This is a genomic window from Allobosea sp. NPDC055594, from assembly GCF_053618995.1.
Window position 1 is genome coordinate 310,392 of record NZ_JBSHIO010000007.1, and the last position, 24,508, is coordinate 334,899.

The following is a 24,508-nucleotide window of genomic DNA, read 5'->3' on the forward strand; positions in this document are numbered from 1 at the left end:
CGTCAATCATCGCTTGGCTGTTTCGAACTGGTCCTTGCGTTTCCTCGACGCTACCCGTTCAGGACGTCCTTGCCGCCGCGGCAGTATATCCATTGCCTCCGCCGCCAATGGTGTAGGCCTTTTCGGCGCTCCAGCCGCCATCGACCGGCAGGACGACGCCGTTGACGAAGCCGGCGAGCGGCGATGCCAGGAAGAGCACGGCGTTGGCGACATCGTCGGAGCTTCCCTTGTCGCCGAGCGGCACGACTTCCCGGAGCCCGTTGCGGAAGCCTTCATCGTCGAAAAAGCCTTCGGTCATCGGCGTGCGGATGGTGCCCGGCGCGACGGCGTTGACGCGGATGCCGTCGCCCGCCAGATCGCGCGCCAGGTTCCGGGTCAGGCCGACCAGCCCATGCTTGCTCGCCGTATAGGCCGGCCGATGCGTCAGGCCCATGATGCCGGCGACGGATGCGACATTGACGATCGATCCGCCGCCGGTCTCGCGCATTCTCAGCGCGGCTTCGCGCGTGACGTAGAACGGCCCGCTCAGATTGACGGCGATGACGCGCTCCCACTCGGCGGGGTCGAGATCGTAGATCCTGGAGACCTCGCGAATGCCGGCGCAATTGACCAGGATATCGATCCGGGCCTGATGCCGGTCCAGCTTTGCGAACGCCTCGGCGACCGCCGCTGCCGAGGAGACGTCGACAGCGATCGCGATGGCTTGGCGCTCCGTGCTCGCCAGCAGCTCCCTGGCGGCCTCGTCCGCGCGCTCAGGGCTGCGGTCCATGGCGACGATACGGGCGCCATGGCTCGCCAGCGTCCTGGCGATGGCCAGGCCGAGTCCGCCGCCGCAGCCGGTCACGACCGCGGTTTTTCCATCGAGCAGCATGTCTCGTTCCTTCTTCCACCGCCGGCCGTCCGCCGGCCGGAGCCCCGGATCCCGCGGCAGGTCAGATCAGATAGGTTCCGCCATTGGCGGTGATCGTCGATCCCGTAAGGAAATCGGCTTGCTCGGATGCCAGGAAGCAGACGCAGCGGGCGATGTCCTCCGGCGTGCCGAGGCGGCCGACCGGGATCTCGGCGAGCAGGCTCGCGACCAGTTCCGGGCTGGAGGACCGGACGATCTCGGTGTCGATATGGCCGGGAGCAATGGCGTTCACAGTGATGCCGCGGCGGGCATATTCCATGGCGAGCGCCTTGGTCAGGCCGTAGAGGGCGGCCTTCGCCGTCGAGTAGTTGACCTGCCCGTAGCGACCCCGCTGGCCGTTGATCGAGGAGATGTTGATGATCCGGCCATAGTGCCGCTCGCGCATCCCCTCGATGACCGCTCGTGTCATGTAGAACGCCGAGTGCAGGTTGGTGTTCATCACCACATGCCAGTCCTCGTCGGACATCTTACGGAAGGCACGGTCGCGGGTGATGCCGGCATTGTTGACCAGGACCTCGATCGGCCCGAGCGCCTGCGTCACCTCGTCAACGCCGCGACGGCATTCCTCGGAGCTGCCGACATCCCAGCGGAACACCGGGATTCCGGTCTCCTCGCGGAACTCCTCGGCCGCTGCGGTATTGCCGACGAAACTTGCCGCCACGGTGTAGCCGGCTTCCTTCAGGCCACGCGCGATGGCAGCGCCAATCCCGCGGGTCCCGCCTGTGACGAGCGCCACTTTCGACACGATATGCTCCTGTTTCATGACGGGCAGGGCGCTCCAGCGCTGCGCCCGCTCGGATGGGTTATGGGATGGACGGATGGCGACGAAGCCTGCTCAGGCGGCTGCGTCGCCGATGCTGGCGAGGCCGTTGCCGATGAGTTCGGCGCCGCTCTCCAGCGAGAAGGCCCGGAAGATCACATTCCCGCCCTCGCGCCAGATTTCTGTCCGGACGGTGTCGCCCGGCAGGCCGGGAGCACTGAACTGGCAGCTGATCCGGCTCAATCTTTCCGGCCGGTAGTCGCAGGTGGCGATCACCACGGACCGGCAGGCGATGCCGAAGGTGCAATTGCCGTGCAGGATCGGGCGCTCAAACCCGGCTGCCTTGGCGAAATCCGGGTCGAAGTGATGCGGATTGACGTCACCGAGCAGCCGGTAGAACAGCGGCTGGTTCCGGTTGGTCGGGGTGTCGATCATCGCGTCGGGGGGGCGATCCGGATAATTCGCCTTCGGCGCGCTCGGGCCCTTTTCGCCGCCGAAGCCACCTTCGCCGCGGGCGTAGGAGGTCCAGAGATTGGTGCAGAGCGGCGTGCCGGAATGTTTTTCGCGGATCCTGATTTCGGCGACGATCACCGCGCCCTTGCCCGGCCCCTTGTCGAACAGATCGCTTATGCGAAACTCCGAGACAATCGTCGCGGCCGGCGGCAACGGGTTGTGGATCTCGACCGATTGGGCGCCGTGCAGGATCATCACCTCGTCGATGCCGCTGCCTTCGATGAAGCTGTAGTCCCAGGCGATCACCGTCGCCTGGGAGGGCAGGACCCGCGGCTCCGGCCCGCAGACGAAGGCGAGTTCGCGCCGGTCGGTCGGATCCTGCGCCATGCCGACGCTCAGCGCGTAGAGCATCGTGTCGCGCTCGGTGTAGGAGAATTCTCTGTCCGGATAGCGGCGGCCCAGAAAGCGGCTTGGATCGAGCGGCATGAAACTCTGGCTTTCCTTGCTTGAAGGAGGGCGGGCACGCGGTGGCGCGCGTCCCTCGATGGGAAGGCGTTCTTCGCCTAGGCTGCGGCGCGCGCGAGGAGCTGCTGGTGCGCCACCGCCAGCCGCAGGCCGAGCGAAGCGCGATAGCGCGGGTCGCCGGTCGCCGCCTCGATCGCGTCGAGCGCCGCCAGGATCGAGCCGAGACCGATCCTTCGCGCCCAGGCGGCGGGGCCGATCGGATAGTTCGCCCCGTTGACCATTGCCGCATCGATCTCCTCGAGCGAGGCGACGCCGACCAGTGCGGCCTCGAAGGCCTCGTTGGCCAGCATGGCGACCGTCCGCAGCACGATCATGCCCGGCCGATCCGCGATGAGGCTGATCTGACGCACGCCGCCGCCGATGAAAGCGCCGATCGCGGCGCGGGCCGCTTCCGGGACATCGGGCGAAAGCGCGAGCGCGACCAGGCTCGCCCGAGGATCGGAGGTCACGTCGTAGAGGGCGACCGGGCGCCCCTCGGCGAGCGCACGGTCAGCCGCGCTACGGCCGTCGCTGCGCGCGATCAGCACGCCGGCACAGGAAAACGACGCCCCGTCGAGGACCGGCAGCGACTTGGCGCCCTCTCCGCCGACTGCGGCTGCGGCTGCTGGAGCAGGCGCTGCGCCATAGTCGAAGAAGCCCTTGCCGCTCTTGCGCCCGAGCCAGCCGGCCTCGACCATTTCCTTCTGAAGCGTCGAGGGGCGATAGCGCGGGTCATAGGAGAAGGCCTCGAAGACCGAACGCGTCACCGCATAGTTCACGTCATGGCCGATCAGGTCCATCAGGGCGCAGGGCCCCATCCGGAAGCCGCCGCCCTGGGTGAGGATGGCGTCGACCGCGGCAGGCGTCGTGGCCTCCTCCTCGAGCAGCCGCAGCGCCTCGCCGTAATAGGGGCGAGCGACGCGGTTGACGACGAAGCCGGGCGTCGACCGCGCGACGATGGCAACCTTGCCCCAGAGCGTCGCAGTGGCGACGAGGGTTGCGATCACCGCAGGGTCGGACTGGGCCGCCCGTACCACCTCGACCAGCTTCATGATCGGGGCCGGATTGAAGAAATGGAAACCGGCGACGCGCGAAGGCCTTGCCAGCCCGGCGGCGATGGCGGTCACAGAGATCGACGATGTGTTCGTCGCCAGGATCGTGTCCTCGCCGACGATCATCTCGAGGCTGCGAAACAGTGCCTGCTTTGCCGCGAGGTCCTCGATGATCGCCTCGACCACCAGCCCGGCTGCCGCGAATTCGGAAAGCTCGCTGACCGGCACGATGTTCGCCAGGCAGGCCGAGCGGGAGGCTTCGGAGAGGCGCTTTCTGTCGACCAGGCGGGCGAGGTCGTCGCCGATGCGATTGCGCGCCCGCTCCGCGGCGTCGGCAGCGTTGTCGAGCAGCAGGACCCGGTGGCCGGCGGAGGCGGCGATCTGGGCGATGCCGGCGCCCATCGCGCCGGCACCGACGACCCCGACCACGCTGGTTTGCTTGAGCGCGCTCACGACGGCCGGACCGAGAGAATGATCTTGCCCTGGGCCTTGCCGTCGCGCAGCGAACGCAGCGCCTCCTTGAACTCGGCCAGCGGCAGAACCCGGCTGATCATCGGATCGATCTTGCCGCCGACATAGAGCGCGAAGATCTCGCGCTGGGCCTCCTGCATGCGCTCCGGTGTGCGGTCGCGATAATCCGACCATTGCAGGCCGCTGACCGCGATGTTCTTGACCAGCAGGTAGTTGGCCTTGATCGCCGGGATAGTGCCGCTGGCGAAGCCGATCACCACGAGGCGGCCGCACCAGGCCATGGCGCGCAGCGCGGCGGCATTGGCGTCGCCGCCGACGGGGTCGATCACCACGTCGACGCCATGTCCGCTAGTGAATTCGCCGACCTGGCGGCGCAGGCTCTCGCGCAGCTCCGGATCACCTAGCTCGATGACATGGTCGGCGCCGGCTTCGCGCGCGACCTTCGCATTCTCGGCACCGAGAACCCCGGCGATCACCATCCTTGCGCCGAGCGCCTTGGCGAGCTGCACGCTTGCGACGCCGACACCCCCCGAGGCGCCGAGCACGAGCACGATCTCGCCCGGCTTGAAGGAGGCGCGATCCTTCAGGGCGAACCAGGCGGTCTGGTAGACTAGCCCGAGCGCCGCCGCCTTCTCGGCCGGGATGCCAGCGGGGGCGTGGAAGCAGTGAGCGGCGGCAACCCGCAGCTTCTCGGCATAGGCGCCGTACTCGACCTGCACGGAGACGAAGTCGCCGGTCTTGAAGGTGCTGACGCCTTCGCCGACGGCGGAAATGCGACCGGCAGCCGATTTTCCGGGTGAGAACGGCAGTGGCGGCTTGATCTGATAGCGCCCCTCGATCGCCAGGATATCGGGATAGTTCGCTTCGGCGGCGGCGACATCGACCACGACTTCGCCCGGCCCTGGCACCGGATCCGGCAACTGGCCGATCTCGATCTCCTCGAACGGCGCGTTCCTGCTTACCACTACCGCTTTCAAAACAACCTCCTGGCCTGTTGCCGCATCGTGCGGGAAGAGCTGCTGCCGGCGGGCCTTGGCCCGGCAGGCCGTCACAGGCCCCGCCTGCATGGCCGGCAACAGGGCAAGGACCATGCCGGCCCGCCAGTCGATGATTGATGCGGCCCGGACCATCGAAATCCCGGTCGACATGTCCTCGCTGACGACATTCGCCGCATCCGTGTCCTTTGCGGATACAGGCAAAGCGCGGCGCTGGGCAGTGCGCCGCTTGCCCGCTGGCATTCCCGCGCCACGGGCTCGCTGGCACGATGGTTGCGGTGCTTTTCGCGTACGCCGAAACGCCGCATAGCGGCGGGGCTGCGCAGGACATCGGGCCGGTTGATCCGATCGGCCCGCTACTGCCTTACCTTGCGATGGAAGAGAACATGCTGCGGACCGTGAAGAGAAAGCTCCTGCTCATCCAGGGCGCCAATATGTGCTATCTCGGCAAGCGCCAGCCGGAAGTCTACGGCACGACCACGGCGCAGGAACTCGATGCGGCGCTCCAGGCGCATTGCCGCGACATCGGCGTCGAGCTCGAGATTTTCTACACCAACCACGAAGGCGAGGCGATCGACCGGATCTATCGGGCAACCGGCGAGGGCTTCGATGGGCTGATGATGAATCCGGCTGGGTTCCAGTATTGCGGCTTCGCGCTGCGCGACTGCCTCATGGCCGTGCCCCTGCCCTATGTCGAGCTCCACATCACCAAGGCCTCGATCACCGGCGGCCTCAACACCGTTACCGCGGCTGCGGCCAAGGGCTATGTCTGCGGCTTCGGAATCGATTCCTATTTCGCAGGTCTCGACGGCATGCTGCGCCTGCTCGACCGGATGCATGCCGCTACAGCGGCCTCCTAGCACCTCCGCTCCTACCGTATCGCTCCTGGCTCCGGCGCGGGCCGGCCCGCTTTCTCGCGCCGTTATCCGGCATCGCCATGCCCAACCACAGGGTGGTCTCGTGACCGAACAGAAGATTTCCGGAGAATACATCGTCACCGGCGCCGCAGGCGGCATCGGCGAAGCCGTCTGGCGCAGGCTCCATCGCGGCGGCGCGAGCCTGGTTCTGATCGACCGCGCCTTTCCGGCCGATGCGGGCAGCGCTCCCGAGCGGGTCAGGCGCATCATGGCGGACCTCGGCGCTCCGGATCTGCAGGACAGGCTCGACCGCGAACTCGGCGATCTCGCCGCGATCGACGGGCTGGTGAACGTCGCCGGCGTGCAGCACATCCGCAAGCTGGTCGATGTCTCGCTCGACGAGTTCGACACGACTTTCGCAGTCAATGTCCGCGGCAGCTTCCTGATGACCCAGTGGGTGGCACGCCGCATGCTGAGCGCCGGGAAGGGCTCGATCGTCTCGATCTCCTCGACATCCGGCCGCATGCCGCGGATGGCTCAGGGTGCCTACTGCGCCTCCAAGGCGGCCCTCAGCCAGATGATGCGGGTGTTCGGCCTCGAGCTCGCGCGCAACGGCATCCGGGTCAATACCGTGGCGCCGGGCTCTACCGACACCGCCATGGTGCGCCGAATGGCCGGGGCGATGGCCTTCGGCTCCGAGGTGCTGGACGGCAGCGCCGCCAGCTTCCGCCTCGGCATCCCGCTGAACCGCGTCGCGACGCCGGAGGACGTGGCCAATTCGGTCGCCTTCCTGCTCTCCGACGAAGCCCGCCACATCACGATGGCCGAGTTGGTCGTCGATGGTGGCGGGACCCTCGGCCTCTGAGCGCAACCCGGCAGGTGCCGGGCTTCGCCAGGCCCGCGGCGCGAGCCTGGCGCGAGACGTCCACGATTCCTTCAGGAGACCATGATGGCTGATGTTTTTGTCTGCGACGCCGTGCGCACGCCGATCGGGCGCTATGGCGGCGCGCTCTCGCGGGTGAGGGCCGACGATCTCGCCGCCGTGCCGCTAAAGGTGCTGCTCGAGCGTCAGCCCGGCATTCGGGAGGCGGTCGACGAAGTCGTGTTCGGCTGCGCCAACCAGGCCGGCGAGGATAATCGCAACGTGGCGCGCATGGCGGCGCTGCTCGCCGGCCTGCCCGAGCATCAGGCGGCGGTCACGGTCAACCGGCTCTGCGCTTCCGGCCTCGATGCGGTCGGTATCGCCGCCCGTGCCATCCGGGCCGGAGAGATGGATCTCGTCATCGCCGGCGGCGTCGAATCGATGAGCCGCGCCCCCTTCGTGATGGGCAAGAGTGAACAGGCCTTCCAGCGCAGCGCCCAATTGCAGGACACGACCATTGGCTGGCGCTTCATCAACCCGCTGATGAAGGCGCAGTACGGTGTCGATTCCATGCCGGAGACCGCCGAGAATGTCGCCGACGAGTTCGGGATCACGCGCGAGGACCAGGACGCCTTCGCCCTGCGTTCACAGCAGCGGGCGGCAATCGCCCAGGCGAACGGCATGCTCGCCACCCATATCGTCTCTGTTTCGGTGCCAGCGGCGAAAGGCCAGGAAACGGCGTTCGCCCTCGACGAACACCTGCGCGAGACCACCATCGAGGCGCTGGCGAAGCTGAAGCCGGTGGTTCGTCCGGGCGGCTCGGTGACGGCCGGCAACGCTTCCGGCGTCAATGACGGGGCGGCGGCGATGATCCTGGCCTCCGGGGCCGCGGTCGAGAAATACGGTCTGGTCGCGCGTGCCCGCATCCTCGGCGCTGCTTCTGCCGGCGTCCCGCCGCGGATCATGGGCATCGGCCCGGTGCCGGCGGTGCGCAAGTTGATGGACCGGACCGGGCTCGGGATCGGCGCCTTTGACGCCGTCGAGATCAACGAGGCCTTCGCCAGCCAGGTGCTGGCCTGCCTGCGGCAGCTCGGGCTCGCCGACGATGCGCCGCACGTCAATCCGCATGGCGGCGGCATCGCGCTCGGCCATCCGCTCGGCATGTCCGGCACCCGCATCGCCATGGATATCGTGCGCGAGCTCGAGCACCGCCAGGGGCGCTACGGCCTCGCCACCATGTGCGTGGGCGTCGGGCAGGGCGTCGCGATGGCGTTCGAACGCATCGCCTGAACCGCCTCGACCAAAGAGAAAGGAGCGCGCCGCGACCGGCGCGCTCCTTTTTTGTGTCCCGCGTTCCCGAGACTACCAAGGGGGAGGTGCAGCGCCAGTGCGCTTCCTCTCCCGGGCCCGGTCAGTAGCCGCCGAGCCAGCGCGCCGGCCCCGTCACCAGGATCGGGAACAGCACCAGCAGGAACAGCACGATGAGTTGTGCCACCATGAACGGCCAGACGCCCTTCACCACCTGCTCCATGGTGATGTTGGAGACGCCGCAGACCACGTTGAGCACGGTTCCGACCGGTGGCGTGATTAGGCCGATGGCGCAGTTCATGATGAAGAGCACGCCGAAATAGACCGGGTCGATGCCGGCCTGCTTGACGATCGGCATCAGTACCGGCGTCAGGATCAGGATCGTCGGGGTCATGTCCAGCGCCGTGCCGACGATCACCACCAGCAGCATCATCGCGAGCAGCAGCAGGGTCGGATGGTCGATCAGCGGCTCGACCAGGTCGATGATCTGGGTCGAGATCTCCGAAACCGTGATCAGCCAGGACGAGACCAGCGCCGCGGCCACCAGCAGCATCACCACTGCGGTCGTCATCGCCGAGCGGACGAAGAGCGCCGGCAGGTCGGAGAGCTTCAGTTCGCCATACACCACCGTCGCCACGAACAGCGAATAGACCGCCACGACGACAGCCGCCTCGGTCGGGGTGAACATGCCGAAGCGCAGGCCGAAGATGATGATGAACGGCAGCATCAGGGCCCAGAAACCGTCCTTGAAGGCGACCATGACCTCCTTGGTGGAGCGCTTGGCGAGGCGGTTGGTGTCCTCCCGGCGGGCATAGAGCCACCAGGCGACGCACAGGCTGACGCCCATCAGGATGCCGGGGACGATGCCGGCGAGGAACAGCTTCGAGATCGAGACGCCGCCTGCCACGCCGAAGATCACGAATCCGATCGAAGGCGGCAGCACCGGCGCGATGACGGCGCCGGCCGAAACCAGGCCCGCGGCCCGCGCCTTGTCGTGCCCGGCCTGCACCATCATCGGCACGAGCAGGGCGCCGAGCGCCGCCGCGTCAGCCACCGCCGAGCCCGATAGCGAGGCCAGCATGCAGGAGGTCAGGATGGTGACGTAACCGAGGCCGCCCTTGATATGGCCGACCAGCGTCAGCGCGAAGGCGACGATGCGCTTCGCCAGCCCGCCGGCGTTCATGATCTCGCCGGCGAGCATGAAGAAGGGCACCGCCATCAATGGGAAGGAATCGGCGCCGTTGATCAGGTTCTGCGTAATGATCTGGGCATCGAAGATGTCCATATAGACCATCAGCGCCACGCCGCAGACGAGCAGGGCATAGGCGATCGGCATGCCGAGAGCCATGCTCCCCAGCAGCGACCCGGTGAAGACCAATACCGTCATGCGACTAGCTCCCAGCTCTTTGCGGTGTGCCCGGGTGCCGGTCGTTGCCTTCTGCCGGTACAGAATGCAGTGTCTCGATCTCCTCGCTCTCCCTGACCAGGCCAAGCCGGTCGTCGGGGATCGCACCGCTCAGGGTCCGGTAGAGATCGGTCGCCAGCACGAGGCCGGTGGTTACGCCGAAGACGACGCCGGAGCTGTAGAAATAGCCGAGCGACAGGCCCGATGCCGGCGCGACGACGTCCCAGTTGATCAGGACCTCTTTCCAGCTCCCGATCGTAATCAGATAGGTGATGTAGAGCATGGCGAGCTGGGTGAAGGCGACGCATGCGCGCTTCGCGGTCGGCGGCAGCCGCTTCACCAGCATGTCGACGCCAAGATGGCCGTGCTCGCGCATCGCGACGCAGGATCCGAGGAAAATCAGCCAGACGAACAGCCAGCGCGACAATTCCTCGGAAACGATGATGCCGGAATTGAACAGGTAACGAAGTGCCACGTTTCCGAAAACGAGGATGACCATCCCGAGCAGAAACAGCGCAATCAGGCACTTCAGGAAATAGAAGTAAGCGTCAATCAGTCTACTCATGGGTGACCCTCTCGGTCCCGCTGCGCGAGCGACAAGGCGCAAAAGCCCGCCGCTTCCTGCACCTCGTCGCCCTCGACGAAGTGCAGGAACGGTTGGACAACCTGTCGAAAACGCCGCGGCTTACAGCTTCTGGATACGCTCGAGCTCCGCCTTGAAGAGCTTCACGGTCTCCGCGTCGTACTGGGTCATGAACTTCTCGGTGATCGGCTTGCTGATCTCGCGCATCTTGTCCTTCTCGGACTGCGCGACGTCGTCGATCTGCATGCCCGCAGCCTTCAGATCGTCGAGCCCCTTGGCGAGCTGCTCGCGGCTGATCTTGCGCTGATAGGCAATCGCCTCCGTCATCGCTTCCGAGATGATCTTCTGCTCGGTAGCAGAGAGCTTGTCCCAGAATTTCTTGCTCATCAGGATGATGTTGTTGCCGTAGACGTGACCGGTCAGGCTGAGATACTTCTGTACCTCGTAGAACTTGGTCGTGACGATGTTCGGCAGCGGGTTCTCCTGCGCATCGACTGCCTTGGTCTCGAGCGCCGTGTAGAGCTCGCCGAAGCCGAGCGGCACCGGGTTGGTCTTGAAGGCCCGGAAGGTGTCGATGAAGACCGGGTTGAGCTGGACGCGGATCTTCAGGCCGTCGAGGTCGGCGAGCCCCTTCACCGGGCGCTTGCTGTTCGTCACATGGCGGAAGCCGTTCTCGAAATAGCCCAGGCCGACGATGCCCTTGGCGGGCAGGGTCTTGAGCAGGGTCTGGCCGAACGGGCCGTCGAGAAGCGCATCGGCCTGCGGCAGGGTGCTGACGATGTAGGGGAAGTCGAGAAGCCCGAATTCCTTCACGGCGCCGACGAGCTGCGGCGAACCGGGCGCCGCCATCTCCTGCGTCCCGGCGATGAGGGCCGACTGCTGCTGGTTCTCATTGCCGAGCTGCGCGGCGGGGAATTCGCGGACCTTGAGCTTGCCCCCCGACTTCGCCGCGACGATCTCGGCGAACTTGCGGACGCCATGGCCGACCGGCGACTCGGCGTTGACGAAATAGCCGAATTTGATCGTCCGATCCTGGATGTCCTGTGCAAGGGCGGGCGCCGCCGTCAGGGCGGCAAGCAGAGGAACAGTGAAGAGGAAATCGCGGCGTTTCATAGAATACTCCCATGCCGAGTTATTGTGCTTGAACCCGCCGGTGAATCGGACTGCACCGGCGCTCAGGTATGGCAAGGCGCATGCCAGCGCCCTGCAAAGCCCTTTTCAGGGAAGCTCCCTGCTGCCGGCGCCGTCGCGGGGGCGCCGGGCGGGCCAAGAATGATCGCGAGAACGACACGGCCCGGGATGTGACCGCGGCGCAGACACCGGCCTGCGCCGCGCCTGTCCTTCCCGGACAAGCGCGTTCAAGCGTTCGAAGCCGGGCCCCGGCGCCGTGCCGCCACCGTGGCCCGGCGCGCCGGCGCATAGCCCTGGCTTCCATAGATCTCGAAAAGGGCCTTGCTGATGTCGTAATGCTCCGCCAGCCCGCCACGCACGACGCGTTCGATCGGCCCGTCGCGATAGCCCAGGCCGAGCCGACAGGTCAGATCCATGTCCTGCTGCGTCGCCAGCCCCTCGTCGAGGAACCTCAGGGCGGCGTTGTATTTCGGGCGGACGAGGCGGTCGATGATCCGGCCGGCCTGATCGTCGCAGATCGCGACCTGCAGTCCGGCGCTCTCGAACACCGCCCTGGCCGCGGCGATCGCAGTTTCCGGTGTCGCCTTCTGACGGACGATCTCGACCAGATCGGAGGGCGTGTCCGCCCCGTTGCGGTAGCGGCAGAAGCCGAGGACATTGCTGCCTTCGCCGCCCAGCGTCTCGCCGGTGTGGACGCCGAGGCATTCCGCGCCGAGCTCGACCAGAATCGCAGCCCTGGCATCATCGGCGCGGAGCGCCGTGCCGAGATGGATCATCACCTCGGCGGCTTCGGGCGCCACGGCGTTGGTCAGGAAGGCATCGCCTGTCGGGAAGGACCGGCTCTCGCCGGCCTGCTGGATTGCATAGCGCATCGGTTCAGGCTCCAAACATCGCGTTGCCGTCATAGGTGAAGAAGCCGCGGCCGGCCTTGCGTCCCAGGAGCCCGGCCGAGGTCATGCGCCGCAGCAGCGGCGGGGCGGCGGCGCGCTGATCGAGCGTGATCGGATAGAAGGCCTCCGAGAGCCGGACCTGGGTGTCGAGCCCAATCAGGTCGATCAGTTCCAGAGGCCCCATGCGGTAGCCGAGACCGGCCTTGATGGCGCGGTCGATATCGGCCGGCGAGGCCACGCCGGCCTCGACGGCCCGGATCGCATCGTTGTTGAAGGGCACAAGCAGTGCGTTGAGGATGAAGCCCGGCTTGTCCTGCGTCTTCACCGGGATCTGGCCACAGCGCTCGGTGAAGTCCCAGGCGGCCTGCATGGTCTCGTCCGAGGTTAAGATGCCCGGCGACATCTCGATCAGCTTCATCAGCTGCGCCGGCAGGCAGAAATGCATGCCGACGACCTTGTCGGGGCGCTTGCAGCCGGAGGCGATCTCGGTGATCGACAGGGTCGAGGTGTTCGAGGCGAAGATCGTTTGCGGCGGGCAGATCGTGTCCAGATCGCCAAGCAGCTCCTGCTTGACGCTCAGCGCCTCGAAGACAGCCTCGATCACGAGGTCGCAGGCGCCGAGATCGGCGAGCTCCGTGCTCGACTGCATGTTGGCGAGAATGGCGTCGCGCTCCTCTGCCGAGAGTTTCTGCCTTTCGACGGATTTGGCGAAGAACGCCTCGGTCTGCTTGCGGGCGCGGGCCAGCGCCTCGGCCGAGCGGTCGAAGGAAATCGTCCTGTAGCCGGCGCGGGCGGCGACGATCGCGATGCCTGCGCCCATGGTGCCGCCGGCACCGCAGACGCCGACAGTTCGAATGGTTCCGGTCATGTCCTGGCAAAGCTCCTGCCGATGAGTTGGCGATGGATCTGGTTCGTGCCTTCCCAGATCTGGGTGATCTTGGCGTCGCGCATCAGCCGTTCGGCGCGATACCCTTGGCAGTAGCCGTAGCCGCCATGCATCTGGACGCATTCGGTGGCGATCCGCATGGCGAGATCGGAAGCGCGCATCTTGGCCATCGAGGCCTCGACGCCGAATTCGGTCTCGCCCTCGTCGACCAGCGCGCCGAGATGGTCGAGCCAGTGCTCGGCCATGGCGAGGTCGGTGGCGAGATCGGCCAGCGTGAACTGGTTGCCCTGGAACTCGACGAGGCGCTTGCCGAACTGGCGCCGCTGATTGGCGTAATCCGTCATGTCGCTGAAGGCCGCATGAGCGATTCCCAGCGCGTGCGCGGCGATGCTGGGGCGCGATTTGTTGAGCGAGGCCAGGAGGATCGGCAGACCGTCTCCGGGCTCGCCGAGGAGATTGGCGCGCGGCACATGGCAGCCGCGGAAGGCGATCTCGGCCGTCGACGAGGCGCGATGGCCCATCTTGTCCTCAAGACGCAGGATCTCGAAGCCCGGAGTGCCCTTTTCGAGAACGAGCACCGAGATCGCCTTGCGGGGGTCCTCGATCTCGCTCCATTTGCCGAAGAGCAGGATGAGGTCGGCGACATCACCGTTGGTGATGAAGATCTTGCCGCCATCGACGACGATGTCGCCGCCATCGGGGCGAAACCGCGTCTGCATGCCGGTGGCATCGGACCCGGCCTCGGGTTCGGTGATCGCCAGGGCGCCGAGACTCCCTTGCGCGATCCGCGGCAGAAAGCGCGATTTCTGCGCCTCGCTGCCATGGTCGACCACCGGCCCCATGCCGTGGAAGCTGGTCGCATAGATGATCCCGGTCGCGGCACAGGCCTCGGAGATCAGTCGGACCACGGCGAGATAGAGCCTGTAGGAGCCGCCAGTCCCGCCATAGCGTTCCGGAACAAAGAGAGCGTTGAGCCCGAGCCGGTCGAGGGCCTCGATACTCGCCCAGGGAAAAGCCGCTTCGCGGTCGCATTTCGCTGCATTCGGCGCGATCGCCTCCGCGCAAAGCCGCGCGACCTGGTCGAGAAGGAGCCTCTCCTCCTCGCTCCAGCGGCGACGTCGCTCCAGCTGGCGAAAGACGTTCATCGGCTGCGCGTTCCTGACTGCGTGATCCGGCGCGTGGTGGCGGCGCGCGGCCGGGCAGGTGCGCCCGGCCGCCTGTGTCGGAGAGACCTCCGACCGGTGAGCTAGGCGTCCCTGAATGCGGGTTTCCGCTTTTCGGAGAAGGCGGCCATGCCTTCCTCGGCATCCTGCGTCCGGTAGGCGAGCGTCGACAGGTCGGCCTCGACCTTCAGACCCTCGCAGATCGGCAGGTCGAGGGCGCGCTGGACCGCCTCGCGGGCGAAGCCGAGCGCCGGCAGGCCGTAGCCGGTGAACTCGGCGGCCATGGCGAGCGCGCTGTCGAGGATCGGAGCCTCGACCAGCCGGTTCACCAGGCCGATCGTCTGGGCCTCCTCCGCCCCGATGCTGCGCCCGGTCATGATCAGGTCGAGGGCGCGGGCCTGGCCGATCAGGCGCGGCAGGCGCTGCGTCCCGCCATAACCGGGGACGAGGCCGAGCTTGATCTCCGGCAGGCCCATCTTGGCGCTGCGCAGCGCGACGCGGAAGGTGCAGGCCATCGCCAGTTCGAGCCCGCCGCCGAAGGCATAGCCGTTGATTGCGGCGATCGAGGCTACCGGCAGCGTGTCGAGCTTGGCGAAAACGCGTTGCCCAAGTTCGGCACCACGCTTCTGGGCAACCAGGTCGCGGCCGCGCAGCTCCTTGATGTCGGCGCCGGCGCAGAAGGCCTTTTCGCCCGCGCCGGTGATTATCAGCGCCCGTACCGGCATGCCGGCGACCTTGTCGAGTGCGGCACCGATCTCTTCGAGAATGGCGAAGGAGAGCGCGTTCAGCGCTTCCGGCCGCGACAGCATGAGGATCGCGACATTGCCCTGCTGCGAGAGTTGAACGCTCATGCCAGCCTCTTTTCGCGAGCCTGGTAGCGCACGGCGACCGGCGTCAGCGCCCCCTGCTTCACCATGTCGATCAGCGTGCGTTTCAGGATCTTGCCGCTGGCCGTCAGCGGCAGGGTTTCGACACGCACGAAGAACTCCGGCATGTCGTATTTCGAGAGGCCTTCGCCGGCGAGATGCAGCAGCAGATCCTCCGGCTCGGCCTCGCCGATGATGGCGATGCAGGCGCGCTCTCCGAGGCGCATGTCGGGCACCGGGAAGCAGGCGGCCTTGGCGACCTGGGCATGCCGCAGCGCCAGCGCCTCGATCTGGGCCGGGTAGATATTGTGGCCGCCGCGGATGATCAGATCCTTGAGGCGCCCCTCGATCCGCAGGTTGCCCTTGGCGTCCATCACACCGAGATCGCCGGACATGAACCAGCCATCACTGTTGAAGCTGGCTTCGGTCGCGCTCTGGTTGTCGAAATAGCCGAGCATCAGGGCCGCGCCCTTGCCGCCGATATGGCCGATCTCGCCGGCTGCAACCGGACGGTCCTGGTCGGCGGGGTCGAAGAGCTTGACCTGATAGGCCCGGCCGCCGCGGCCGCAGCTCGAAACCACCGTTTCGGCGTCGTCGAGCAGATGCGTGTACTGGTGCGACGAATTTTCCGTCATGCCGTAGACGTTCTGCGGGCGGATGCCCTGCGCGACGAAGGCGGCCGCGACACTGGGCGGGATCGGCGCGCCTGCCATGTAGAAGACCTGCAGATCACCCAGTCGCGGCAGGCCCTTCAGCTTCTGCTCGGCAAGGATATCCATGGCGTGCGTAGGCACACCCATGACATAGGTCGCGCCGGTCTCGATGATCCAGTCGAGCCGCGACATGCCGGCTGGCGGGTCGTCGGTGACCAGCCGACAGCCGGAGACCAGCCATTGCCCGACGGCGACCCAGGCGATGTGGTGCGACAGTGGCGAGAGCGTCAGCAGCACGGTACTCGGCCCGTGCCCCCAGTCGCGCACCATGTCGCGGGCATTGGCGAGCAGCGAGTTGTCGGAATGCATCACGCATTTCGGCGCCCCGGTCGTGCCGGAGGTGAAAGCGAGATAGACGACCTTGTCCGGGTCCGCGCAGGGGGGCTGCATATAGGGGGCCGGCGCCGGGAAGCTGTCCGGTGTGTAGACGACCTTGAGAGAAGGGATCGCGGCCAGCGTCGCATCGAAATCGGCTTCGTCGCGATTGGCGCCCCAGCCCGGTTCGGTGACGAGGCAGCGTGCCGACAGCCGGTCGAGCAGGCCACCGACCTCCTCGCAGGTATAGGTGCGATGGAGCGAGGGGTTGCAGGCGAAGCCTTCGCGCGAGCAGGCGAGGAAGGTGACGATCGCCTCGATCCGGTTCGAAGCCCAGATCGAAACGCGGTCGCCTGCCACCAGCCCATAGGCACGCAGATCCCCCGCGACGCCGTCGACCCAGTGGCAGAGCGCCGCCCAGCTCAGTTGCTGACGGCCGTCGCGGATCGCGATCGCGTCCGGCCGGGCGGCGGCATGGCGCGCCAACAGCCCATAGAAGGTGTCCTCCTGCCAGAGGTCCTCGGCATAGAAGCGCCGGGTGTTGAGCGGCTGATGAAGGGTGAGGAACGGGGCCATCGCGCTTACTTCCCGAACTTGGCCGGATCGGGTTTGCGCCGCTCGGCAAAGGAACTCGAGAGTTCCTTGCTCTCCTCGCTCGTCAGATAGGAGCGCAGCAGCAGGTCGTGCGCCACGCGCGCCAGGCCTGCGACGCCGCCATGGCGTGCATGGAACGCCCCCTTGATCGCGGCGAGCGCGAACGGTCCGCGATCCGCGATTTCGAGAGCCATTGCGCGCGTCGCTGCGGCGAGCTGGTCGTCGGGAACGACCTGGTTGATCATCCCGAGCGCCAGCGCTTCCTGCGCCGAGATCTTGGGATTGCGGAACCAGATCTCCTTGGCCTTCTTCTTGCCGACCAGGTCCTCCAGATACCAGGTGCCGTAGCCGGCATCGAAGGACCCCATCATCGGGCCGACCTGGCGGAACACCGCGCTCTCCTTGGCGATGGTGATGTCGCAGACCACCTGCAGCACGTTGCCGCCGCCGACGGCATAGCCGTTGACGCTGGCGATCACCGGCTTCTGCAGCTTGTCGATCGCATCGTACATCTCCAGCGTCGGCAGCGTGCCGGCATAGAGTGTGGAATCCTCCATGCCGTCCTTGCGTCCGCCGATGCAGAAAAACTTGTCGCCCGCGCCCGTGATGACGACGACGCGGGTGCGCGTTTCGCGCCGGATCTGTTCGATGCAGTCGCGGATCTCGTGGCACATCGTCGCGTTGAACATGTTGCCGTCGTCCGGGCGGTTCAGCGTGATGGTGCCGACCGGGCCGTCTTCAGCGTACAGAATCGTCTCGTAGTTCATCGCTCTCTCCTTCAGAGGACACCGGCGGCCGCGAGCGCCCGAATCCTGTCGTCGTTGTAGCCAAGCAACCCGTCGAGAATCTCGCGCGTATGTTCGCCGAGGGCTGGTGGCGCACTGCGCGGAACATTGCCGGAGCCGTCGAGGCGGATGCCGGTTCCGACCTGGGGAACGAGCCCACCCTCGGCTTCGATGGCATAGATCATGCCGCGGCGCCGCATTTCGGGATCGGCGGCGACCTCGTCGATCCGGTTGATCGGGCCGGACGGGATGCGGGCTGCACGAAGCACCGCGAGCCAGTAGCTGCGGGGATGCGCGATCAGGGCTGCCTGGATCCGCGCCACGATTTCGCTTCGGTGTACCCGGCGATCGGCATTCGAAGCATAGGCCGGATCCTCGGCGACCGCCGGCTCACCGACCGCCTGCCAGAACCGACGCCAGATCGCATCATTGCCGAGGCCCAGCGTGATCGGCTCGTCTGCTGTCTCGAAGGTCTGGTAGATGGCGATGACGCTGTCCTTCCCACCGGAGCGACGCGGCACCTCGCCGGAGCCGAGATAGGGCACGATCCGGCAGGTCAGGAACCGCGTCATCGAGTCGACCAGCGCGATGTCGATGACGCGCCCCTTGCCGGTGCGGGCGCGTGCCAGCAGCGCCGACACGGTGGCGAAGGCGGCATCCTGCCCCGCGAGCATGTCCGCGGCCGGGGTGCCGATCTTCTGCGCCTCGCCGCCGGCTTCGCCGGTCAGGTCCATCACGCCAGAATAGCCTTCGGCGATCAGATCATAGCAGGTCCAGTCGGCCCGTTCGCCGGCGAGGCCGAACCCGGTGATCGAGACATAGATCAGGTCCGGCCGGATCTGCTGCAGGGAGGCGGCATCGAGCCCGAGCTTACTGGCGACGCGCGGTGGCTGGTTGACGACCACGACATCGCTCTGCCGCACGAGGTCGTGCAGCACCGCGCGGCCCTCGAGCGAGGAATGGTCGAAGCTCAGGCTCTTCTTGTTGCGGTTGACGCTCAGGAACCAGAGCGACTCGCCGTTCAGGAAGGGTGGGCCCCAGGCGCGCGCATCGTCACCCAGGCCGGGGCGCTCGAGCTTCATCACCTCGGCGCCCATATCGGCGAGCAGCATCGTCGCGAAGGGGCCGGCGACGGAGGTGGTGAGATCGAGGATTCTTATGCCCTCGAGCAGATCGAAGCCCTTGCCAGTCGCCAGGCGGGGCAGCGTATCGAGGGGTGAGCTTCCGGCGTTGTGTTTTTGATGCGCATTCGTCATGAGCTGTTCCGAATTCATATTCGGAGGGACGGCAAACTCTGTGCCACCCCGACGGGGCGACTGACGGCGCGTGAACGCCCGGATTTTCGCCCCTGCCTTCAGGGGCGGTGTCTTCCCTGGCAACAGCGCGGCGATGGGCGTGTCGTCCTCGACTGCACCGGGATTGTGACGAAGGAACGGGAATGGCGAGCGCGGGCGGTACGGTCGAGGGAATCGTCGTCGTGGATCGACACGGTACCATTCAGTTTGCGCAGGGGCTGGGCGAGGACATCCGCGTCAAGAGCCTGGCAGGCCATGCCGATTGGATGGCGGAAATCCGGGTCCGGCGCCTTCAGCCCTTCACCATCGACCGGCGTTCCTATGTCGTGCTGCAGACGCCGGTGGCCGTTGGCGACCTGCTGCTGTTCAGCCGGGCGCCAAGCCAGGCGGTGCTCGACTTCATCGGCTCGGTCGATTTCGCCTACGACATCCTCGGCCACCTGCTGACCGACCCTTTCGATGCGATGACCATCGTCGACGATGCCGCGCGGGTGGTCTACATCTCGCCGGTGCATGAGGGCTTCTTCGGCCTCTCGCATGGTGAGGCCAATGGCAGGCCGGTCAAGGACGTCATCGAGAACACCCGGCTCGATCGCGTCGTCGCGACCGGCAAGGCCGAGGTCGGCGAGATCCAGAGCATGCGCGGCGCCGAGCGCGTGGTCACGCGCACGCCGATCAAGCGCGGCGACGAGGTCATTGGGGCGGTCGGCCGCGTCATGTTCAAGGGCCCCGAGCAGGTCGAGACTCTTAGCCGGCGCATCAACATGCTCGAGCGCGAGGTCGAATTCTACAAGCGCGAAGCCGCCGCGATCCGCAACCGCAGCTACGGGCTCGACATGCTGATCGGCGACAGCGCGCCGATGCGGCGCCTGCGCGACGAGATCATCAAGGTCGCGCCGCTGGAGATCCCGGTCCTGATCCGTGGCGAGAGCGGTACGGGCAAGGAGCTGGTCGCGCAGGCCCTGCACCGCCTGAGCGCCAGGCGCGATTCCGCGATCGTCATGGTCAACGCGGCCGCACTGCCCGCGACGCTGGTCGAATCCGAGCTGTTCGGCTACGAGCCTGGCGCCTTCACCGGCGCGGACAAGAAGGGCCGCAAGGGCAAGTTCGAACAGGCCGCCGGCGGAAGCATTTTTCTCGACGAGATCGGCGACATGCCGATGGAAGTGCAGGCCAAGCTCCTGCGCGTGCTGCAGGACCGGATCGTCGAGCGCATCGGCAGCGACCGGCCCCAGCATGTCGATTTCAGGCTCGTCACCGCTACCAATCACGATCTTCAGGAACTGGTGACCGCGGGCCGCTTCCGTCTCGACCTGTTCTACCGGATTTCGGCAATCACGATCGAAATTCCGCCGCTGCGGAGCCGGGTCGACGACATCCCTGATCTGGTGGCGCATTTCGTCAAGGACGTCGCGGACCGCCACCGCCAGCCCGCCCCGGACGTCAGCGACAGCGCCCTGTCCTATCTGATGGAACAGCCCTGGCCGGGCAATGTCCGGCAGTTGCGACATGAGGTCGAACGGGCGTTCGTCTTTGCCGAGAACGGGCGCATTACCGAAGAAACGCTCGCGCCAGCATCGGCTTTCCGATCGTCTCAGGCAACCGCAGTCAGTGCAGCTCAGAGCATTGCGATCACCGCTCGTAAGGCCGCGACCCTCAAATCCTCGGTCGGGCAGGTCGAGGCCGAGCTCGCCACAGCTGCGTTGCTCCGCAACAATGGAAATAAGAAGCAAACCGCAAAAGAGCTCGGAATATCGCGCTCGTATCTGTATAAATTGATCGGCAATAATGATTAGGGTATCGGGGTTTTGAAAAAAGTATTTCTAAGTAAATCTAAATTTCTGCCTGCGGTTGCGGTATCGCTACGAATAGCAGTTTAATCATGGGCGGTCGACGGGCTCATTGGATTCGTGGCGGTTGTCCGCTCGTGAGCGTCGTCAACATCTGTGGTTGGCGCGCTGAGGCTTTGCTGGGCGTTGGCGCGATGGCGATTGAATGCGGTATCTCAGCGGCAGGACGCGTCATGCCGATCGAACATCCGCAGGGGCAGTAGCGTCCAGCCTGGAATACAGGACGTTCGATGGGCTCGAAACCGCCGCTGAAGCCCACGTCATATCTGAGTGATCGGGACTTGGCTTCATCACGCAGCAGGGTGCGTGACCGGCTTAGCAGAGTATGTGATCTGGACGATCCGGCTACGAGGTGGGCGGTTCAGAATGGAGACTTGCTTTTGCCAGGCCGTAGTCGCCACGGTAATCACGTGACAACCCAGGATACGGCAGGCAGCTTGATGACCGGGTGCCTTGATAGGTCTCGATCCTGCGCTTACGGGGCTATAGCCGCCGTCGAGGTCGAAAAGAAGGTACGGCAACCCGATCGGCCGTAACGAAGCCGGGAGCAGGTCATGTCGACGCCTTTCGCTGCACCAAATGGCTACCGGAGGCGGAACATTGACGGCGCAGCCCTCCTGCGATTTGATCGCAGTTCTTGCGGGCAAGTGGTCGCATCTGAGCTATGATGTGACACTGCGGTCCATGTTTCATCCTGCCTAACGAGATGTAATGACTATACAACACCTGAAACATCATCCGCGCTTGTCACGATACTTGGCTGACCTTGCATTCCAGTCTGCCGCTGTCGTTCCTGAAGAAATGGTTGGCCAGGAATCCTTCGAGGGGACCGACCTGCGGAAGAGTTTCTTTGCCTTCTATGGTGAGGGCCATGCTTTGCCCGCGGGGACGTCATGGGATGATAATCCCGGTTCATGGCACTGGGGGCACGATCTCAACCGTTTCGGGTTTCTCTGTCTTGCCAGCGCTCCGGAGCAGCAGCGCGCCAGCATCGACCTCATTCTTGATTGGATCGAGTGCTACCCAGCTTCTCGGGAGCAGACGCCGTACACCTACGGGAACCTCCTGAACGTGTGCCTGCGCCTGGAAAATTGGTGGCGCTTTATGATCCTATGCGGCGCGAGCGGCATACTCTCATCAAGAGAGATCGCGCTGATCAAGAATAGCGTCTTTCAGCAGACGCTTCTTGCTTTCAGGTTGCTTGACAAGAGAGGTCTCTGGTCAAATTGGTCATTCATCGCGCTTCGGGCGCTCTTCTTTATCCTCTACACGGATTCGAGCTTCCCTTTTCGTCGCTTGTTGCTCGCCATGGCGTGGCGGCGTCTCGAAACTTCGATAGAGATACAGATCTTGCCTGATGGCGCCCAGCATGAGCTTTCTCCGCATTATCACTGGGTCGTTCTTGAGATTATCGACTCGATCGCGCAGCTCGCGGATCACGCCGGGGACGCCAGGGGCAAATCGCTCCCAGCTTTGATTGAACGCATGAAGGCATTCATGCGAGCATTCATACTACCTGATGGCAGTCTTGCGTCGTTCGGCGACTCGGACAGCATTGACGGCCCTCGAGTCTCCAGGTTCCTGGCCTCGTCCGGGGGCAGCTTGCCATCGGGGTCGACGGTCTATCCTTACGCCGGAATTGGCGTTTTGCTCGATGTGGAACGGGGACATCACTGCATATTCGATTGCGGCCCCTATGGCCGGGCGCACCAACACGAAGACGCCCTTTCCTTCTGGCTCACAGCTTACGGCCGGAACCTCATCATCGATCCGGGGCGCTACCAATATGATCCGGATGCCGGGTCATTCTATTATTTTCTCCGCAGCAGTGCGGCACATTCAACGGTGACGGTGGGGGCTGGAGGACAACGCGCCAAAAGCTTGCATCGCAAGAGCTGGCGGCGCGGCAGGCCAGGTCCGCCGGATGTCGGGAACGACCTTGGGAAGCTCGTGCTGAAAGGGCGATATGACAGCGGCTACGAAGGCATCGAGGTCCCGATCGTCCATGAGCGTACAATTCTATGGGAACCCGGCTCGGATGAATGGACCGTTGTCGACCTTGTCGAGGGAGAAGGTCGTTTTCCGGTCTCGTGCCGCTTCCAATGCTATCCCGGCACTACAAGTCTGGAGGGCGACCTGTTTCGCTTATGCGTCGAGGATGTCGAGCTTCAGTTGGAGATAGACGAAATCTGGACGCAAAGACAGGTATTCAATGGCGAACACGCGCCGCGCTCGGGCTGGTTCTCTCCGCAGCTCAACCAGCTCGTACCGGCGCCCTGCCTTGTTCTGTCCACAGAAGTGACCCTGCCCATACGTGCGGTGTCGCGGCTACGGGTGTGGCAATTGCGATGACGGCAAGCGGCATCTTCGAGATCGTTAGAGATTGCGCGCGACCTGGATCGCCGAGTGTCCTGCCGGATGCGGGTTGGTGATTGGTCTCCTTGTTTGAGCATCGAATTCGTCCGAAAAGTGATTCCATCTTTCGGTCCGGTGCTTTGGAAGAAGCGGAGCAAAGCCTGTGAGGTCGCCAACGCTTGCGGCGCTGCTTCTCCCGGCGCTGGCCTTCCCTCTGGCAGCACAATCTTTGTCCGATGCCCCGGCGCAAATCGTCGATGGAGCTCGCTGCGCGGCAACCATTGGCGCGGGAGGAAACCTCAGGCTCCAATCTGGCAGGACCCTTCAAGGCAAATGTGAAGGCGCGGGATCGGCTCCCACTCTGACGGAGGGAGGAAAGGTGATCGAGTTCGCCATCAAAAGCGATCGGCCGACCCCTAAGGACCGCACGGAGCTTGCCTTCACCGAGCGAGGATCGCGGTTCCAATATGGCCGGCAATACCTTGTATCGTTCGATATTAGTATCCCGTCCGGCACCGATGTCACGAACGAGTTCTTTTATGTGGCGCAGTTCTGGCAGAGCCCGGCCAAGCCACCGATCGCCGGCCTGCGCATTCAGCGCGGCCAAGCCGGAAAAGGTACGGTCATCGCCCGTGGAGACGGGGCGACGCCGGGAGGGACATCCGTTGCGCAAGTCGATTTGCCTGCCGACGTTTGGGTGAGCGTTGCCCTGAGGATCGTGGTCGTGCCCGGAGATGGCAGCTGCCTGGCGGCGACGATCGGCCGAGGGACCGAGACCGAATGGTGCGGCTCGATCGGCTATGCGGCTGACGAGGCGGCATTGCCTTGGTATCGATTCAAGTTCGGGATCTACAAGGGCTCTGAGCCTGGCAAGCAGTTCCGGGTGCGCTTTCGGAATGTGCGCATCGTCGGCTAGGCGGCCGGGTGGGCCAGGTCGCTTATGTGCTGATCGGCGCTGTCATCGCGAAAATGGGATGCATCCTGAAGCTGCTCGCCGAGAAGCGCGGTGAGTTCGCCCGAACTGGCGATCACTTTGTGGCGGCACGCGAAAAGTCGTCACGTCAATCGAGAGGACGGTTGCAGATATGCGTCCTTCAGGGGCGCTGATGAGTGTTTGCTGTATGGGTTTCAGCAATAGCCATGTTTAAAAACTCACAAAGCGCCACTATGGCTCATATTTTCAAGAAAGATGCTAATCTAAAGAATTTATACGACGGCTAAAATTTAACTCCGGGCCGGTTGGTGCGATGGCGTAAGTTGCGTCTGAAAGGGCTGGCGGGTCCATTTTCTGCGGTGTAGACAGCACAGTATTGCTCTTTGTATGTAAGCGCTGGAATTGATGCTGTCGAAAGGTAAGAGTGCCTTATGCGCGTTACGATGATTGGCTCGGGCTATGTCGGCCTGGTTTCGGGGGCGTGCTTCGCTGATTTCGGCCATGAGGTGATCTGCGTCGACCTGGACGCCGGCAAGATCGCGGCGCTGAACCGCGGCGAGATCCCGATCTT

At 65.1% G+C, this 24,508-nt stretch carries 21 protein-coding genes and 1 pseudogene; 7 read left to right on the top strand and 15 right to left on the bottom strand.

The features are described from left to right. Positions 1 to 58: 58 nt before the first annotated feature. The 5 genes from ACWGRX_RS16740 to ACWGRX_RS16760 form a co-directional block, all read right to left on the bottom strand. Positions 59 to 871 (bottom strand): SDR family NAD(P)-dependent oxidoreductase, encoded by an 813-nt coding sequence (locus ACWGRX_RS16740; RefSeq protein WP_452118452.1) that lies wholly within the window; start codon positions 869 to 871, stop codon positions 59 to 61. A gap of 61 nt (positions 872 to 932) precedes the next feature. Next, positions 933 to 1,655, bottom strand: coding sequence for an acetoacetyl-CoA reductase (phbB, locus tag ACWGRX_RS16745; RefSeq protein WP_452118453.1), 723 nt, complete (start codon positions 1,653 to 1,655; stop codon positions 933 to 935). Positions 1,656 to 1,745: 90 nt separating this feature from the next. Next, on the bottom strand, positions 1,746 to 2,609 hold the full coding sequence (locus ACWGRX_RS16750; RefSeq protein ID WP_452118454.1) for a MaoC/PaaZ C-terminal domain-containing protein: 864 nt from the start codon (positions 2,607 to 2,609) through the stop codon (positions 1,746 to 1,748). A 77-nt stretch (positions 2,610 to 2,686) separates the two neighbouring features. Then, the gene (locus ACWGRX_RS16755) at positions 2,687 to 4,132 is read right to left on the bottom strand and encodes a 3-hydroxyacyl-CoA dehydrogenase NAD-binding domain-containing protein (protein WP_452118455.1); all 1,446 of its coding nucleotides are present in this window, start codon (positions 4,130 to 4,132) and stop codon (positions 2,687 to 2,689) included. Continuing rightward, the gene (locus ACWGRX_RS16760; protein ID WP_452118456.1) at positions 4,129 to 5,115 is read right to left on the bottom strand and encodes an NADPH:quinone oxidoreductase family protein; all 987 of its coding nucleotides are present in this window, start codon (positions 5,113 to 5,115) and stop codon (positions 4,129 to 4,131) included. The genes ACWGRX_RS16755 and ACWGRX_RS16760 overlap by 4 nt, the downstream gene beginning before the upstream one ends. Before the next feature lie 416 nt (positions 5,116 to 5,531). On the opposite strand from ACWGRX_RS16760, the gene ACWGRX_RS16765 reads away from it, so the two are divergent. The 3 genes from ACWGRX_RS16765 (at position 5,532) to pcaF (ending at position 8,154) form a co-directional block, all read left to right on the top strand. Then, positions 5,532 to 6,005, top strand: coding sequence for a type II 3-dehydroquinate dehydratase (locus tag ACWGRX_RS16765; protein WP_452118457.1), 474 nt, complete (start codon positions 5,532 to 5,534; stop codon positions 6,003 to 6,005). A 100-nt stretch (positions 6,006 to 6,105) separates the two neighbouring features. Further along, a complete protein-coding gene (locus tag ACWGRX_RS16770) occupies positions 6,106 to 6,867 on the top strand; it encodes an SDR family oxidoreductase (RefSeq protein ID WP_452118458.1) in 762 nt (253 codons plus the stop codon). Positions 6,868 to 6,951: 84 nt separating this feature from the next. After that, positions 6,952 to 8,154 (top strand): 3-oxoadipyl-CoA thiolase, encoded by a 1,203-nt coding sequence (gene pcaF, locus ACWGRX_RS16775; protein ID WP_452118459.1) that lies wholly within the window; start codon positions 6,952 to 6,954, stop codon positions 8,152 to 8,154. Positions 8,155 to 8,275: 121 nt separating this feature from the next. On the opposite strand, the gene ACWGRX_RS16780 is transcribed toward pcaF, so the two are convergent. From ACWGRX_RS16780 to ACWGRX_RS16825, 10 genes are all read right to left on the bottom strand, one after another. Continuing rightward, entirely contained in the window at positions 8,276 to 9,559 is a 1,284-nt protein-coding gene (locus ACWGRX_RS16780) for a TRAP transporter large permease subunit (protein WP_452118460.1), read from the bottom strand. A gap of 4 nt (positions 9,560 to 9,563) precedes the next feature. After that, a complete protein-coding gene (locus ACWGRX_RS16785; protein ID WP_291638839.1) occupies positions 9,564 to 10,142 on the bottom strand; it encodes a TRAP transporter small permease in 579 nt (192 codons plus the stop codon). Between the two features lie 120 nt (positions 10,143 to 10,262). Continuing rightward, positions 10,263 to 11,273, bottom strand: a complete 1,011-nt coding sequence (locus ACWGRX_RS16790) for a TRAP transporter substrate-binding protein (protein WP_452118461.1) — start codon at positions 11,271 to 11,273, stop codon at positions 10,263 to 10,265. 245 nt (positions 11,274 to 11,518) lie between these two features. Beyond that, on the bottom strand, positions 11,519 to 12,163 hold the full coding sequence (locus ACWGRX_RS16795) for a 3-hydroxyacyl-CoA dehydrogenase family protein (protein WP_452118462.1): 645 nt from the start codon (positions 12,161 to 12,163) through the stop codon (positions 11,519 to 11,521). A 4-nt stretch (positions 12,164 to 12,167) separates the two neighbouring features. Continuing rightward, on the bottom strand, positions 12,168 to 13,049 hold the full coding sequence (locus tag ACWGRX_RS16800; RefSeq protein ID WP_452118463.1) for a 3-hydroxyacyl-CoA dehydrogenase family protein: 882 nt from the start codon (positions 13,047 to 13,049) through the stop codon (positions 12,168 to 12,170). Then, complete coding sequence (locus ACWGRX_RS16805) at positions 13,046 to 14,212, bottom strand: acyl-CoA dehydrogenase family protein (protein WP_452118464.1); 1,167 nt, start codon at positions 14,210 to 14,212, stop codon at positions 13,046 to 13,048. The genes ACWGRX_RS16800 and ACWGRX_RS16805 overlap by 4 nt, the downstream gene beginning before the upstream one ends. A 101-nt stretch (positions 14,213 to 14,313) precedes the next feature. Next, the gene (locus tag ACWGRX_RS16810; RefSeq protein ID WP_452118465.1) at positions 14,314 to 15,081 is read right to left on the bottom strand and encodes an enoyl-CoA hydratase/isomerase family protein; all 768 of its coding nucleotides are present in this window, start codon (positions 15,079 to 15,081) and stop codon (positions 14,314 to 14,316) included. Further along, entirely contained in the window at positions 15,078 to 16,700 is a 1,623-nt protein-coding gene (locus ACWGRX_RS16815) for a class I adenylate-forming enzyme family protein (RefSeq protein ID WP_452118466.1), read from the bottom strand. The genes ACWGRX_RS16810 and ACWGRX_RS16815 overlap by 4 nt, the downstream gene beginning before the upstream one ends. Before the next feature lie 5 nt (positions 16,701 to 16,705). After that, a complete protein-coding gene (locus ACWGRX_RS16820; protein WP_291640419.1) occupies positions 16,706 to 17,485 on the bottom strand; it encodes an enoyl-CoA hydratase-related protein in 780 nt (259 codons plus the stop codon). Positions 17,486 to 17,496: 11 nt separating this feature from the next. Next, complete coding sequence (locus tag ACWGRX_RS16825) at positions 17,497 to 18,759, bottom strand: CaiB/BaiF CoA transferase family protein (RefSeq protein WP_452118467.1); 1,263 nt, start codon at positions 18,757 to 18,759, stop codon at positions 17,497 to 17,499. Positions 18,760 to 18,941: 182 nt separating this feature from the next. Between ACWGRX_RS16825 and ACWGRX_RS16830 the strand changes: the two genes are divergently transcribed. From ACWGRX_RS16830 to ACWGRX_RS16845, 4 genes and pseudogenes are all read left to right on the top strand, one after another. Beyond that, complete coding sequence (locus tag ACWGRX_RS16830) at positions 18,942 to 20,594, top strand: sigma-54 interaction domain-containing protein (protein WP_452118468.1); 1,653 nt, start codon at positions 18,942 to 18,944, stop codon at positions 20,592 to 20,594. 765 nt (positions 20,595 to 21,359) lie between these two features. After that, positions 21,360 to 23,000 (top strand): heparinase II/III domain-containing protein, encoded by a 1,641-nt coding sequence (locus ACWGRX_RS16835; protein WP_452118469.1) that lies wholly within the window; start codon positions 21,360 to 21,362, stop codon positions 22,998 to 23,000. A 382-nt stretch (positions 23,001 to 23,382) separates the two neighbouring features. Continuing rightward, positions 23,383 to 23,919: a hypothetical protein gene (locus tag ACWGRX_RS16840; protein WP_452118470.1), complete on the top strand. Its 537-nt coding sequence runs from the start codon at positions 23,383 to 23,385 to the stop codon at positions 23,917 to 23,919. Positions 23,920 to 24,368: 449 nt separating this feature from the next. Beyond that, a pseudogene (locus ACWGRX_RS16845) lies at positions 24,369 to 24,508 on the top strand (UDP-glucose 6-dehydrogenase); the annotation flags it as partial.

Coding starts and splice junctions, on each gene's coding strand:
- ACWGRX_RS16820 (WP_291640419.1), bottom strand. CDS start 17,485: ATGAACTACGAGACGATTCTGTACGCTGAAGACGGCCCGGTCGGCACC.
- ACWGRX_RS16765 (WP_452118457.1), top strand. CDS start 5,532: ATGCTGCGGACCGTGAAGAGAAAGCTCCTGCTCATCCAGGGCGCCAAT.
- ACWGRX_RS16750 (WP_452118454.1), bottom strand. CDS start 2,609: ATGCCGCTCGATCCAAGCCGCTTTCTGGGCCGCCGCTATCCGGACAGA.
- ACWGRX_RS16815 (WP_452118466.1), bottom strand. CDS start 16,700: ATGGCCCCGTTCCTCACCCTTCATCAGCCGCTCAACACCCGGCGCTTC.
- ACWGRX_RS16790 (WP_452118461.1), bottom strand. CDS start 11,273: ATGAAACGCCGCGATTTCCTCTTCACTGTTCCTCTGCTTGCCGCCCTG.
- ACWGRX_RS16830 (WP_452118468.1), top strand. CDS start 18,942: ATGGCGAGCGCGGGCGGTACGGTCGAGGGAATCGTCGTCGTGGATCGA.
- ACWGRX_RS16780 (WP_452118460.1), bottom strand. CDS start 9,559: ATGACGGTATTGGTCTTCACCGGGTCGCTGCTGGGGAGCATGGCTCTC.
- ACWGRX_RS16835 (WP_452118469.1), top strand. CDS start 21,360: ATGACTATACAACACCTGAAACATCATCCGCGCTTGTCACGATACTTG.
- ACWGRX_RS16805 (WP_452118464.1), bottom strand. CDS start 14,212: ATGAACGTCTTTCGCCAGCTGGAGCGACGTCGCCGCTGGAGCGAGGAG.
- ACWGRX_RS16740 (WP_452118452.1), bottom strand. CDS start 871: ATGCTGCTCGATGGAAAAACCGCGGTCGTGACCGGCTGCGGCGGCGGA.
- ACWGRX_RS16825 (WP_452118467.1), bottom strand. CDS start 18,759: ATGACGAATGCGCATCAAAAACACAACGCCGGAAGCTCACCCCTCGAT.
- ACWGRX_RS16785 (WP_291638839.1), bottom strand. CDS start 10,142: ATGAGTAGACTGATTGACGCTTACTTCTATTTCCTGAAGTGCCTGATT.
- ACWGRX_RS16800 (WP_452118463.1), bottom strand. CDS start 13,049: ATGACCGGAACCATTCGAACTGTCGGCGTCTGCGGTGCCGGCGGCACC.
- ACWGRX_RS16810 (WP_452118465.1), bottom strand. CDS start 15,081: ATGAGCGTTCAACTCTCGCAGCAGGGCAATGTCGCGATCCTCATGCTG.
- pcaF (WP_452118459.1), top strand. CDS start 6,952: ATGGCTGATGTTTTTGTCTGCGACGCCGTGCGCACGCCGATCGGGCGC.
- ACWGRX_RS16795 (WP_452118462.1), bottom strand. CDS start 12,163: ATGCGCTATGCAATCCAGCAGGCCGGCGAGAGCCGGTCCTTCCCGACA.